Origin of the sequence: Streptomyces sp. KL109B (assembly GCF_030766935.1) — a bacterium.
GTDB lineage: Bacteria > Actinomycetota > Actinomycetes > Streptomycetales > Streptomycetaceae > Streptomyces.
Map to the genome: position 1 here is coordinate 16,607 of NZ_JASERL010000007.1, position 13,430 is coordinate 30,036.

Consider the following 13,430-nt stretch of genomic DNA (forward strand, 5'->3'; position numbering starts at 1 on the left):
GGGAGTTCCGCCCGATCCCCGGCGCCGTACCCTTTGCCCCAACCGACTTGAGGGAGACGAGAGTTGAGCACTCCGCCCAGCACGCCGCCGCAGCCGCAGCAGCCGCCGCGGACCGCCGATGAGGCCCTCGCGATCGCGCACGCCCAGTACCGGCCGCTGTGCGCCGACGGCACGCCGGCGACGCTGAACGTCGAGGAGTTCGACCTCGGCTTCCTGATCTACGCGACGTTCCCGCCGACGGAGCCGCCTTCGTACGGAGGCAGCCACCTGGTCGTCTCGAAGACGGACGGGTCGACGATGTACGTGCCGAACTTTCCGCCGGAATCGGCGATCAGCCTCTATCGACGGCAGGTCGGGCAGGCGTAGGCGGGTGCGTCGGCCAGGCACGGGCGGGTGCGTCGGCCGGTCGGAGCCCGGCGAGGACATCCCCTTGTCAGTGGCCGCCGTTACACTCGCCGGAGAGTGATCAGCACATGGACGACTGGGTGACGTGAGCTACGCACCAACCGGGGGAACAGCCGACATGAGCCAGCCGACGACGGGCCCGACAACAGCGCCACCTGGACACGGCCGCGCGAGCGGTGACGTCGGTGCCGAGCCGCATCCGTTCATCGGTGGCCGCGCCGCCGCTCTGCGGGCGCTCGCCTCCTGGCGGGCCGCGACGCCGGGCGCGCCGCGCGTCACCCTCCTCACCGGGGCGCCCGGATGCGGGAGTTCGCGGCTGCTGCTCGGATTCCTGATGCTCTGCGATCCCGGCCACCGCGCGCGCTTCGACCTCGCGCGCCTCGATCCGTCCACGGTTCCGCCGCCGCTGCCCGCACCCGCCGTCCCGAGCGCCGCCGGCCGCACCCCGGCGCAGGTGTTGTGGCTGCTCGCCGACCACTACGGCTTCGACGTCACGCGCGACGCGGAGGTGTACGAGGCGTTGGGCGCGGCCGAGCGCGTGATCGTCGTGCCTGATGTGCCTCGCCCAGTGCCTCCTCGACCGGGTCCCCGGCCGGAACTGGGCGCGGGCCGAGCCCTATGTGCGGGACGCGATCGCCGGGCACGCGCTCGGGGCGGGGCAGTTGCCGCGGCTGCTCACCGATCCGACGCTGATGGTGTACGCGGACCCGGTGGTGCTGCGCGCGGCGGTCGAGGAGCTCGCCGACGACGAGGCGGCCGCGGCCCAACTGCCGGCCCCGGCACGGACATACCTGCGCACGGCACCGCTCCTCACCCGCACTCGGGCCGACCCGCCGCTGCGCGCGAAACCCCTCGCGACGGCGTTCGACGAGGACGGGCTGCCCGAGTACGCGCGCGTGCTGCGCGACCACCCCGAGCTCGGCGTACCGGACGGTCCACCGCCGGCGTCGGCACCTCCCCCGACCGTCCCCCATCCCCGTCCCATGGAGACCCAGCCGTGACCACGCACGACCAGGACGAACGGCAGACCGGACAGCTGGACGGCGGCGGTTCCCCCGCCGTCACCGGCCCCGGCAACACCGCCGTGTTCACGTACGTGGATCAGCGCACCGGCGAGGAGACGTACCTGACCAGGGTCTCGGGCCCAGGCCTGCCGCCCGCCGAGTACCAGGCGTGGTCGGACCTGCGCGCCGCCGACGTCCCCGCGGGCAACGTGGTGGCGATCCACACCGACCTCCGGCCCTCCTCCCTGCCCGGCGGGTACACCCTCGACGCGCTGACCGCCGGTTTCCCGAACGCCACGCTCTCCTTCAGCCACCCCTACGGCCCGGACCCGGCCGAGCGCGCGGAGGGGGTCGCCGCGCTGACGGCACAGGTGGAGTCGATGGCGCGGCTCTCGGGCCAGGCGCCGCCGCCGCGCCCGCACCGCGTACCGCTGCCAGAGCCGGCCCCCGCGGCGCCGTCCGGCCCGCTCCCCTCCGACCTCGCCGTGCGGCACTACGAGCCCGGGCTCCTCGCCGCGGCCCCGCTCCCCGAGTCCACGCGCGCCGCCCTCGCCGACCCCGGCCTGCCCGCCGACATCCGCTTCTTCTTCACCGCGGACCGGCCCGACGCCCCGCCTGCCGGCGGCCTGTTCGTCGACGCCTCCACCCATCTGCGCGAGCTCGGCGCCGAGTTGTCCGAAGCCGCCGTCGACATCCTCTCCACCCACACCCGCATCGGCACGGACGGCCGGTACGTGATCACGGTGCAGCAGGAGGCCGGCACCGTATGGGCGGCCAACCCGGCCTCGGGCAGCGGCCGTTATGTGAACGGCTCCGTGGAGGCCTTCACGTACTGCCTCGCCGACCTGCACACCACTCGCGCGCGCATGCGCGGCATGGACCCTTACGAGGCGGGCGCGGCGGTCGCCCTCCTCCAGGCCCGCCTGATCGCGCTCGACCCCACGTGTCTCGACGACGCGGGCAACTGGTGGTCGGTGATCGTCGAGCAGTTGTGGCACGGCTTGTTCTGACCCTCCACCCACGACCCGCGACCCGCGACCCGCGACCTGCCACCCGCGATCCGCGACCCGCGATCCGCCCGTGAACACGTGGACACGTAGGGCCGCCCGTTCGAAAGGAATCTCATGGCTGGCGACGGCTTTCGTACCGATACGGACTCCCTGTCCCGCGAGGGCACGAACTTCCAGGATCTGGGCACCGAGTTCGCCAAGGCGGCGACCGCCCTGCAGAACGGGCTCGCCTCCGTGAACGCCTGCGCCCCCACCAGCGGCGAGGCCCCGGCCCCCGAGAAGGGGCAGGTGGAGGGCTTTGTGCAGGGCCTGACCAGCTTTGCCGACAAGGCGGACATGCCGCCGTGGGGAGACGACGAGATCGGCGAGAAGTTCGGGATCGCCTACGAAGGGCTGCAGACCGGCATGTTCGAGTCGATGCGGCACCTGGCGCAGCAGCTGACGAACATCGGCGGCGCGCTCGGCGCGATGGCCAAGAACCACGCCGAGAACGAGTCCTTCAACGAGGAACTCATCAAGCAGGAGAAGAACGACATCAACTTCGCCGCGGGCGGGGGCGGGGACGGGGGCGGCACGGTGTCGCACATGACCAAGATGACGTGAGCCGCGGCTGACTTCCCGCGGCTGACTGCCGGAGCGGCCTGCTACCGCGGCGACGGACCGCGGGGCCCGGACGGGCTCAGGCGGCCTGCCCCACCCCGATGACCAGCAGCGCGCCGACCATCACCCACAGGCCCGTACGCCCCATGCCGCTCGCCCCGCGCAGGGCGAGCCACAGTGCGCCGCAGCCACCGGCGACACCCACGGCGTTGGTCCCCAGTGCGACCGCGCCCGCGCTGCCGACGGCCTGCCCGACGAGCCCCGCGAGGGCCGCCACGAGGAAGACGGCCGCGCACACGACGTCCCGCCGCCGCTCGCGCCGCACCGCGTCGGCGACCCGCGCCTGCTCCTCGGCGAGCGCACGCTCCTCCGGCGGGAGCTCGGTCTCCCACTTCCGCGAGAAGTCCGCCTCCCACTGGAGCCCGGTGCTGTCTCCACCCGTACGTGTCATGCCCGCGACCCTAGCCGACGAGCGGCGCCGTCAGATGACCTCTTGCAGCCCCTCGGTCCACCAGCTGCACACGGCGTGGGGGCTGATGGCTTGCAGTCGATCCTCCAACCCGTCGCACAGGCCGAAGAGTTCACCCTGGGTGTACGCCATCGGGAAGTGCCCGCGCAGGACCGCCCAGGTCGTGACGAGGCGCACAAAGACGTCCAGGTTCTCGGCCATGAGGTGAGGGGCCCCGTAGTCGACGTTCCACTTCCCCGTGTTCCAGTCGGGGTACCAGTCCTCGTCGGGCGGGGTGTCGTCGGGCAGGTCGCTCTCGTTCCAGTCGTCGCGCCGGGGCAGGCGGTAGACCCTGCCGGTGGTCGCGTGTACGGCGATGGGGCCGCCGTTCCAGTCGCCGAGCGCGTACAGCGGCAGGTCGCGCACGCGGGGCAGCGGGGCCTGCGGGGCGATGCCAAGGGTGAGCTCGGCCGCCGCCAGGGTCGGCAGTCCGGTCACGGTCAGGGTGCGCCGGGCGTGGGGGTCGCTCATGTCCGCGGGCAGCCGCGGTTCGGAGAGGCGCGTCATGGATTCCGTACCGAACACCGACTCCGGGGATCGCGCGAAGTCGGTTTGCCCGGGGGCATCGTGGCAAGGGTGGACGTCGATCAGCGCGGCCGCGTCGGGGGACGACGGCATGGCTGGACCGAGGCCGTCGAACTCGCCGGGGTCGTCGAACTCGCCGGGGTCGTCGAACTCGCCGGGGTCGTCGAGGTCGTCGGGGTCGTCGAACTCGCCGGGGTCGTCGAGGTCGTCGAGGTCGTCGAACTCGTCCTCCTCGTCGCCCTCGTCGGTTGTCAGCGGCCCCGGGAACCCGTCCGTGAACCGCTCGGGATCCGTTGCCTCGGTCGCGAAGATGCCGCCGTCCGAGGCAACCAGTACGAGCCCGCCCACCGCCAGCCGGTCCACCACAAGACCCGGTCGGGCAGGGAACGGGTCGAACGCGGCCCAGGCCCGCAGCCGGCCGCTGCCGCGCCACAGCGGTTCCTTCTGACCGTAGGCGGGCACCGCGCCCGTCCACGGGCCGGCGAGCACGTCACCCGTCGCCGCGTCGAACGCCCAGTAGCGCGGCTTCGACGGGGTGTCGTCCCGCGCGACGACCACCGTCCGGCCCTCCGGGTCCCAGCCATCGGGCGCGAGTTCAAGACCGGTCACCGGGCCGGGGAACACCCGCCGCGGGTCGACGACACCCGGCGGCCGCCAGTGCGCCCAGCGCACCGTCCACGGCCGCTCCGGGTGCGCCTCGGTCACGGCGGCCGCGGCCGCCTCGTCACCCTGCGCGCGCGCCGACAGGGCCAGCCAGGACGCCCACTCGTCGAACTCGAAGGCGCGCAGTCCGGCCCGGTCCAGATCGCTCGCGTAGCCGGCCAGTGAGACCGCCGACCATGCCGCGCGGCGGTCACGGTAGGCGGGGTCGATCCGTACGCAGCCCAGGTGGGCGCGGACCAGGCCGTCGGCCTCCACGAGGGTGTGCGGCGACAGCTTCGCCAACAGCCGTACGTCCTCGGCCAGTTGGACGAAGGACTCGCCGTACCGTCCGCCGCGCGCGGCGTGCTTGGCCAGGGCCAGGACGGCATAGCGTCCGGTGCCGTGCGCGGCCTCATCGACCCGCTCCCGCAGCCACTGGGTCATCTCCGCGTGGACCCGACGGGCCTGACCGCGGTCCACCGCGTCCGCCAGGTCGGCCTGGCGCGCTCGGTCGTCGAACCAGACCCGGCCGTCCTCACTGACCGAAATCTCCGCTGCGTCCAGGGGCAGTTCCAGCTCATCCCCGTTCAGGAGACGGGAGAGTTGACGCCAGATCTCGACCGTCGCGGCCGACGACTGCGCGAGGGTGAGTGCCTGCAGGGCCCACTCGCGCAGCTCGGCCGGGGAACGGTTCGCATCGGGCCGCCGCGGCGGAAGCTCCACCTCCAGCCGGGGCCGGGACGCGAACCACTGCTCGTGCCAGCCCACTTCGACCACGACCAGCGCACCGGCCGGCCCCGCCGACCTTGTCGACCTTGTCGACCTTGCCGGCCCGGTCGGCCTTGCCGGCCCGGTCGGCCTTGCCGGCCCGGTCGGCCTTGCCGGCCCGGTCGGCCTTGCCGGCGCGGCCAGTTCACGGGTCAGGAGGTTCAGGGCGGCGTCCGGATAGCCGGGCGTTCGTTCCCCGGCCATCTTGTGGCCCTGGGCGATGAGCACCACGGCAGGTCCGTCGCCCGGGGGCACGCGCTCCAGCCCTTCGCGCGCCTGCGCCAGTAGCTCCCGCGCGTTGAGCGCCGTCGCGTCCAGCCATACGGACCGGGGCAACGCGGCCTGCACCCGCCGGAGGATGTCACTGCGTCCCGAGCCGGCCGATCCCATCAACTCGGCGACACGCAGTGCGCCTTCCCGCAGCACACCTTCCCGCTGCCAGCCGACGATCCGCTCGACCGCCGCGTCCGCGGTAACACACTCATACATGACTGCTGATTCTCCGCCCCACCCTCGCGGTCATCCCGGGTCGCCCGATTGTTTCACCGCAGCTGTCCCGCGATCAAATTCCACAGACCTTCGGTCTTGTCCTTGATGTGCCGATTGAAGTCGCTACTGATCTGCTGCTCTTGACGGGACAGGGGGACATTTTCCATCACTTGTCTGTCAAAGGCTCTGCGTTGCGCCGCATCCATGCTGCCCTCGATATTGTGCTGCTTCTTGAATTCTTCGCGATGGGCATCACGGTATTCCTCACGCTCCTGAGCCCGTGACGGGTGCGCCCGGTAAGCGGTGCTGTAGTACACCGGCACGTCCTTTCCGAGCCTCCTTCCCAGCAGGTCCGCACAGTTCGAGCTGCCGCGCCCACCCCGGTCCTCGCCGCACGGTTCGCGTTCGGTGTACAGCCCGCGGACCTCGTACTCCGGATTGTCCTTGATCCAGTCCAGAAGGTGGTCCTCGGAATGTTTCGGCTTGGGGCTGATGTCTTCGCCTTGTGGGACCGACGAGTCCACCACGTATTCGACCACCCCGTTTCGCTCGACCTCGATGACGGCGTAGTTGACGCCACCCAGGTCCGGGATGTGCGGTGTCTGACCGAGCCCGAGTTCATCGGCCTTTTCCTGCACACCTTGCGGCAGTCGTTCAATTCTCGCTTTCAGTCCGCCGATCGGACTGTTCTTGTCGTGACTCTCCCCAGGGTTGTTCCCCACTCCGTATTCGTGATGCACGGATTGACTCAGCCGAGCCAGGGTGGATACGACATGCATCTGCTCTCCCCGATTCAACTGGCTGAATCCGGGGAGCGCTCGGGCGAGGCCGTCGCGCGTGAAGGTCGTCGGCTTGCGCGGAGCCGCGTTCGGGTGGCTTTCGCCGTCGGCGGTACGGAGCACCTGCGCGAGCGGGCTGATGTTGTCGCGGGCGTCCGGGTGCTCCGGGTCCGCCCACTCGTTCAGCAGGCGGTCGACCTCGTCGTGCTCGATCCGGTACACGGGATGCGACTCCCGAAGGCGGTCCTGCGCGGCATCCGGCGGCAGACCTTCGCGTTCGTCGTCCTGCAGCGGTTCCGGACGACTGGCCTCAATCCGTGCACGTGCGTCCTCGGCCGCTCTCTCGGCCTTCTCCCGGGTCCCCTCCCACTTGTCGGCGCGGGCGTCGTCCCCTCGGGCACGCGCCTTCTCGGCCAGGCCCTGGGCGCGCTCGGCACGTTGGTCCGCCTCCTCCGCAAGCTGCCTGGGGCGCGCCGCGGCTTCGTCATGCGCCTGCGCCCGCTGCGCGTCGACCTCTGCGACTCCCTCCGGTGTCAGCCCCATGAGGCGCTGGCCGGGGCCCTCTCGCACGGGGTGCGGGCGGCTGTTGCCGGGGGACGGTGCCGTTGGGGCGGGCGGGGTGCCTCCCGAGGAACCGTTGCCTCCGGCGGGTTGGGGGGATGGGGCGCCGTAGTCGGCTGGGGCTGGGGTAGTGGCTGCGGCTGGGGTAGGGGTAGGGGTAGGGGCTGTTGCTGTGGATGTGGATGTTGCTGCTGTGGATGTGGATGTGGGGTCGGGTTTGGTGCTGTCGGCGCCATCCTTGGAAGGCGAAGCCGTCTCGTCCTGCTGCTGCTTTTCCCATGGGGCGTCCATGAGTTGACCACCCGGGTCGAACGGGACGTAGCGGACATCGGTGGCGCCGGTGTGGATCGGGTTGGGGCTGATCTCGCCGGTCTGGTGGTCGACCCAGGTGATCCGGCCGTTGTCGTTGTAGACGTTGAAGGCGTGTCCGCCACCTCCGGGCCATTGGACGCCGACGACGGCGGCGGAGCCGGGGCCGGCGTCCTGGAGGTGGTGGGCGATGCGGGCGTAGGGGTTGGGGTGGTCGCTGCCCGCCCAGATCTGGGGGCGGCCCGCCCAGGCGTCGAGGTTGTTGTACGAGTCGCGTTCCGGCGAGTGGCGGTCGGGGGTGCCGTCCGGGTTGAGGTCGGGGCTGCGGGGAGCGGAGACCTGGGGGTTGCCGAACCAGGTGGACAGGCCGGCGCGGGCGTTGTCCAGGCAGTTGTTGGACCGGCCGGGCTGGTTGATGCCGTGGTCGTTGATGAGGCGGGCCCATAGTCCGGAGAGGCTCGGGTGGCGCTTGGGGGTGCCGTCGGGGTTGCGGGGCACGGCGTCGGCGACGGCCTGTTGGTCGGCCTCGGCGGGGGGCCGCAGACCGCCGTGCGGCTCCTGGTACAGGCGGTCGCGTAGGTCCTGGAGGCTCTGGCCCTGGGAGAGGGGGGCGGGCCGGTTCGGGGTGGGTGGTGTCGTGGGCGGGGAGGCGGGGGGCGTTGAACCGGCTTGGGGTGACGTCGAGTTGGTGCCGTTCGGGACCTGGTTCGGGGTGGGGACGGTGTAGATGCCGGTCGGGCCGGGAGCGGGAGTTTGGGGGTGGGTGTGGGTGTGGGTGTGGGGGTTCGGGTTGGTCTGCGAGGCGGGTGTCGGTGTGGGGCGGGTGGGTGTGGGTGTGGGTGCCGGTGTGGGGCGGGTGGAGGTTGGGCGGTCCGGTGCGGGGGTGGTGCGGTGGGGGGTGTCCGTACGGGGCTGGGGTGTGGGGGTTGCCGGGCGTGAGGGGCCCGGTGCCGGGGTGGTGGGTGTGGCCGGGGCGGTGTGGGGCGGGGCTTGGTTGGGTGCTTGCGCCGTGGGGTTGGCGTCGCTGTGGGGGGTGGGGGTTGGTGCGGGGGTCTGGCGGGTGGGGGTGGGGGTTTCGGTGGCGGTGGCGGTGGTGCTCTGGGCGTGGAAGGTGGGGGTGGAGGTACGGGTGGGGGTGTGGGAGTCGTGGCCTGTGTGGGGGCCGGTTGTCTGGTTCGGTGGGAGGCCCGGGGCGGTGGTGGGTGTGGAGGCGCCGGTGGGTGCGGGGGTACCCGTCGGCGTGGTGGGGGTGGTCGGGGTGATGGGCTGCGGGGTCTGGGTGCGGGGGTCCGTGGCGGTGGTCTGGTCGGAGCCGGGGGTGGGGGAAGGTGCCTGGGAGGGCGGGTTGTTGGGGTCGTGGGTGGGGGCGCTCTCGGAGGACGTGTTGATGGTCCGGGTCGGGTCGTGCTGCCCGGCCGGCGTCGGTTCCGGAGTCGGGGTGGACGCCGGGTCGGGTGTGCGCGCGTCGGCCTCGGCGCGGGCGTGCGGGATGGGCTGCTGCTGGTCGGTGGACGCGGCGGCGGGCGCGGCCTGTTCGCTGCCCTGGTGTTGCGGGCTCGGCGACGCGTCCGGCGTGGCGTGTGATCCGCTCGGGGGCCCGGAGGGCGAGGAGCCCGGTGTCGTCGACGAGGCCGGGGAACCTGTCGCCTCGGTGTGAGCGGTGGACTGCGCCGCCGCCTGCTGCTCGTGATAGCCGGCGTCGAACGGAGTCAGCGGGCGGTCGGACGACGGCGCGGGAGAAGGAGCGGGCGTCGAGGCGGCGTCGCTCCCCGAGCCCGCCTGGGTCCCAACTCCCGTGGCGACAGAGCCCGTGTGCGCGCCGCCGGCGCCGCCGGACGGGCTGCCTCCGGTGCCCCCGGCGGCGGAGTCTGCGGGCTCCGCATGACTCTCGCCGACCCGGGCGCCGCCACCCGACCCAGCGTTGGAACCGGACGACGTCGGCCTGCCTCCGTCGCTACTTGCAACAGAACCAGCACCATTCGCCGCGGAGTCGCCCGCACCAGAACCGGAGTCGGAGCTGGGACTGGAGCCGGCATCGGTGTCCGTCCCTGACGGCGAGGAGCCGTCGCCGGCCGCGCTGTCCAGCCCACCGCGCGCGTGGTGCCCCGCCCGGCCCCCGCCCCCGTCACGCAGCGACTCGCCCAGCGTGGAACCGAAGTTGTCGAACCCGTCCTTGACCGCCGACTTCCCCGCGCTCGCCGTACGCCCGAGGTTGTAGCCGTCCTGCGCCCCGAAGTTCTGGTTGACCGTCTGCGCGACCAGGTCCTTTGACATCTCCTCCAGCGCCGAGACGAACGGCTCCTTCACCGCCTCCAACGCCGCCTCGAGGAGCGCCTGCGCCGCCTCCTTCAAAATCTTGCGCACCGCGACCCGGGTCACCTGCGTCAACGCCGCCGACGCCGCCCCCGAAATCCCGAACGTCACCACCGCCGTCGCCGCCGCCACCGCGATCTGGATCGCCAGCACGGTGAGTTGGATGATGACGGCGATCTTCATGCCGATGATCAGGATCGCCGCGACATCGAAGACCTGCGCGATCACCTCGGCCGCCTGCCGCGCGTCGTCCAGATACCCGGACCCGCCCGAGAAGTCCTGCCACTTCTCGACGAACGCGTCGACCGCCTCGCCGTAGTTGTCCGACGTGACGTTCCCCGCCGACTTCACCGCGGCCGTCTGGATGTCGGCGACCTGCGCCCCGAAATCCCGCCACGTCGCCGCGCACTGCATCATGTGGTCCTCGTTGGCCGTCGGCCAGTCGAAGCCCAGCATCTCCAGCAGCCACGCCAACTCGTCAGGCAGCATCATCGCCACGACGGCATCCCCCGAACCCCCCGTATGCCCGCGCCTCCTGACACCCCAACAGGCGCTATTTTGCCGCGAGTTTACCCAGACGATCATCCAACAGCACACCCCCACCGGGCCCGTGCCCACCGGTCGCACACCTCGCTGTCAGTGGTCGGCCTTAAGGTGAGCAGGCACGTAATGGCGGGAACCGGGTCGGGAACCAGGACGGGAACCAAGGAGAGTCGTGAGCTGGCAGAACAGCCCGATGGGGGCGGCGCAGCAGCAGGTTGCGTACGAGCCGCATCCGTTCATCGGCGGCCGTGCCTCCGCCCTGCGGCTGCTCGCGGCCTGGCGGGCCGCGGTTCCCGAGGCGCCGCGCGTCCTGCTGCTCACCGGGTCGCCGGGGTGCGGGAGTTCACGGCTGCTGACCGGGTTCCTGATGCTGTGCGACCCCGGCCACCGCGACCGCATCGACCTCTCACGCCTCGACCCGTGGACCGTCCCGCCGCCCCTGCCCGCGCCCGCCGTGCCGAGCGCCGCCGGGCTCACCCCGGCGCAGCTGCTGTGGGTGCTCGCCGACCACTACGGCATCGACGCCACGCGCGACGCGCAGGTGTACGAGGCGTTGGGCGCGGGTGAGCGCGTGATCGTCGTGCCCGATGTGGACCGGTCCGGTCCCGTGCGGGCGGGGCGCGGTGCCGAGCGGATGGCGCGGGAGCTGCTGGTGCCGCTGGCGGGGCTCGCCTCCGTACGCCTGCTCGCCGAGGTCCCGCGCGCGCAGGCCGCCGAGATCGCCGCCGCGCTGCCCGCCGGGACGGCGCAGGTCCTCGATCTCGACGCGCCCGAGCACGCCGACCTGCACGGCCTGACCCTGCACATGCAGGCCGTGCTCGATCCGGCGTTCGGGGCGCCCCGGCTGCCGTTCACCGAGGATCCGCAGATGCGGGCCTGGCTGGCGCAGGGCCTGGCGGCTCGTATCGGCACGGGCGCTGGTGGCAGCCGCCTCACCGCCCAACTGGCGGTGTCCGCGCACTTGTTGGCGCCGAACCCGCCGCCCAACGCATCCCTCTTCCCTTCCGGCCCCGTCGAGGCCGTCGACATGCACGCCCAGCGGCTCGGCGCCGACCCTGCCCTCCTGCGCGCGATGCTCGCCCCGCTGGCGCTCGCCGAGGGGGACGGGTTGCCGGTGCCGTTGTGGGCGCCGCTGGCCTCGGCACTGGCCGACCGGGACCTGTCGCAGGACATCGCGAACGGGATGCTGCTGGCCGGACCGTTCGTGACGACGGTGAACGACGAGAACACGGCGGAACCCTCCCTCGCCGCCCTCGCCCATCCGGCCCTCGGTGACGCGATCCGCGCCACGCTGCCCGACATCCGCGGCGCCCACCTGTGCCTCGCGATGGAACTGCTGGAGCGGGTCCCCGAAGAGGGCGGCTGGGAGAAGGCCGACGCCTACGTACGCGACGGTGTCGTCGGCCATCTCCTGGGTGCGGGCCACCTGCCGCGCCTGCTCAAGGATCCGTGGCTGATGGTGCACGCGGATCCGGTGGTGCTTCGGGCCGCGGTGGAGGAGGTGGCCGCCGCGGACGCCGGCGCGCGCGAGTCGCTGCCCGCTCCTGGGCGTACGTATCTGCGGATTGCCCCGGTGCTGACGCGTACGCAGGCGGGACCGGCGCAGCGGGCTCAGGTGCTCGCGGCGGCGCTGGAGGAGGACGGGCTCACGCAGTACGCGCGCGTGCTGGGCGCATCCGTGGGCTCCGCCGCCGATACGGACGAGCCGGACCCCGACGCTTCCCGGCCCGCCCCCACGGTGGGCCCGCAGCGCAGGGCTCCGCAGATCGGTGCCGCCCAGCCCACACCCACACCTGCGCCCACGCCCACGCCCACGCCCACGCCCACGGTGGTGGACTACCCGTTGGCCCCACCCGAGCCGTCACCCGGACCGTCCGCGACGCCCCCTCAGCCGCAGCAGCCGACCCCCCTTCCCGCCCCCGCCACGCCGGCGTCCCGCCCCGCCACCGGCCCGGGCAACACCGCGGTCTTCACGTACGTCGACCCGCGCACCGGCCAGGAGGCGTACGTCACGGCCGTCTCGACTCCCGGGAAGCCCCCGGCCGAGTACCAGGGCATGGCGCAATTGGGCGAGTTGAGGGTGCCCGTGGACAACGTCGTAGCGATCCACACCGACCTGTGCCCCGGCTACTTCCCCGGCGGCTATACGGCGAACGTCCTCAACACCACGTTCCCCAGGGCCAAGCAGTCCCACGCGCACCCCTACGGCTGGGATCCCGCCTCCCGCGCCGAGGGGATCACGGCGCTCACCTCGCACGCCCAGCTGATGGCACAACTGGCCGGCCAGCCGGCGCCGCCGCAGCCCTCCCGCGCCCCACTCCCCCACCCCGTACCACCCACGCACGTCCTGCCGGACGCGGAGCTGGGCCCCCTGCTCACGCAGGTCTTCGGCGAGCAACGGGTCCGCCGCTACGCTCCCCAACTCCTGGCCACCGCCGCGCTCCCGGAAGCGACGCGCGCCACGCTCACCACCGCGGGCATCCCCGCCGACGTCCCCCTCTTCTTCCTCGCGGACACGGACGACCCCGGCGTTCCCCCGGTGATGGGCGGCATGTTCGCGGACGTGCGCACCCATCTCATCGGCACGGGCGTGCAGTTGGCCCCCGACGCGGCGAACACCCTGGCCACGTACACGCGTATCGGCACGGACGGGGTGTACGTGATCGCGGTGCAGCGGGACAGCGGCCAGGTCTGGGCGGCGATGCCGCTCGACGGCCGCCTCCAGTACGTGAACTCCTCGGTCGCCGCGTTCGCGTACTCCCTCGCGACCCTCTACGCGACGCGCGGCCACATGGTCGACGCGGACCCGCACCTGGCGGGCAACATCGTCGCCGACCTCCAGTCCCGCCTCCTGGCCATCGACCCGAACGCCCTGGCCGAGCCGAACCACTGGTGGTCGCTGGTCATCGAGCAGATGTGGCACGGCCTGTTCTGACCGCCACCGCCCGCACGGTCGTCGAGCCCGCTGCCGCCG

8 protein-coding genes are annotated in these 13,430 nt (G+C 72.5%); 5 read left to right on the top strand and 3 right to left on the bottom strand.

Annotation, left to right across the window (positions count from 1 at the left end; genetic code table 11):
* Positions 1-63 precede the first annotated feature (63 nt).
* The 4 genes from RBJ65_RS23710 to RBJ65_RS23725 all read left to right on the top strand — a co-directional run bounded on the left by RBJ65_RS23710 (position 64) and on the right by RBJ65_RS23725 (position 3,022).
* Complete coding sequence (locus tag RBJ65_RS23710; RefSeq protein ID WP_306323308.1) at positions 64-366, top strand: hypothetical protein; 303 nt, start codon at positions 64-66, stop codon at positions 364-366.
* Positions 367-959: 593 nt separating this feature from the next.
* On the top strand, positions 960-1,406 hold the full coding sequence (locus tag RBJ65_RS23715; protein WP_306323309.1) for a hypothetical protein: 447 nt from the start codon (positions 960-962) through the stop codon (positions 1,404-1,406).
* On the top strand, positions 1,403-2,419 hold the full coding sequence (locus tag RBJ65_RS23720) for an SUKH-4 family immunity protein (protein ID WP_306323310.1): 1,017 nt from the start codon (positions 1,403-1,405) through the stop codon (positions 2,417-2,419). Before RBJ65_RS23715 ends, RBJ65_RS23720 begins: the two co-directional genes overlap by 4 nt.
* Positions 2,420-2,533: 114 nt before the next feature.
* The gene (locus RBJ65_RS23725) at positions 2,534-3,022 is read left to right on the top strand and encodes a hypothetical protein (RefSeq protein WP_306323311.1); all 489 of its coding nucleotides are present in this window, start codon (positions 2,534-2,536) and stop codon (positions 3,020-3,022) included.
* A gap of 76 nt (positions 3,023-3,098) precedes the next feature.
* Here the strand turns inward: RBJ65_RS23725 and RBJ65_RS23730 are convergent, their stop codons facing one another.
* The 3 genes from RBJ65_RS23730 to RBJ65_RS23740 are packed head-to-tail and all read right to left on the bottom strand — an operon-like array spanning position 3,099 to position 10,405.
* On the bottom strand, positions 3,099-3,470 hold the full coding sequence (locus RBJ65_RS23730) for a hypothetical protein (RefSeq protein ID WP_306323312.1): 372 nt from the start codon (positions 3,468-3,470) through the stop codon (positions 3,099-3,101).
* A gap of 30 nt (positions 3,471-3,500) precedes the next feature.
* On the bottom strand, positions 3,501-5,951 hold the full coding sequence (locus RBJ65_RS23735; protein WP_306323313.1) for an SUKH-4 family immunity protein: 2,451 nt from the start codon (positions 5,949-5,951) through the stop codon (positions 3,501-3,503).
* A gap of 53 nt (positions 5,952-6,004) precedes the next feature.
* Positions 6,005-10,405 (bottom strand): toxin glutamine deamidase domain-containing protein, encoded by a 4,401-nt coding sequence (locus tag RBJ65_RS23740; RefSeq protein ID WP_306332167.1) that lies wholly within the window; start codon positions 10,403-10,405, stop codon positions 6,005-6,007.
* Between the two features lie 223 nt (positions 10,406-10,628).
* Here RBJ65_RS23740 and RBJ65_RS23745 point away from each other — a divergent pair, with 223 nt between their 5' ends.
* Positions 10,629-13,391 (top strand): SUKH-4 family immunity protein, encoded by a 2,763-nt coding sequence (locus RBJ65_RS23745; RefSeq protein WP_306323315.1) that lies wholly within the window; start codon positions 10,629-10,631, stop codon positions 13,389-13,391.
* The last annotated feature ends 39 nt before the right edge of the window (positions 13,392-13,430 follow it).

What these genes read in the sequence shown, in the direction of transcription:
- RBJ65_RS23730 (WP_306323312.1), bottom strand. Translation starts at nt 3,470, where the DNA reads ATGACACGTACGGGTGGAGACAGCACCGGGCTCCAGTGGGAGGCGGAC.
- RBJ65_RS23735 (WP_306323313.1), bottom strand. Translation starts at nt 5,951, where the DNA reads ATGTATGAGTGTGTTACCGCGGACGCGGCGGTCGAGCGGATCGTCGGC.
- RBJ65_RS23725 (WP_306323311.1), top strand. Translation starts at nt 2,534, where the DNA reads ATGGCTGGCGACGGCTTTCGTACCGATACGGACTCCCTGTCCCGCGAG.
- RBJ65_RS23740 (WP_306332167.1), bottom strand. Translation starts at nt 10,405, where the DNA reads ATGATGCTGCCTGACGAGTTGGCGTGGCTGCTGGAGATGCTGGGCTTC.
- RBJ65_RS23715 (WP_306323309.1), top strand. Translation starts at nt 960, where the DNA reads ATGTGCCTCGCCCAGTGCCTCCTCGACCGGGTCCCCGGCCGGAACTGG.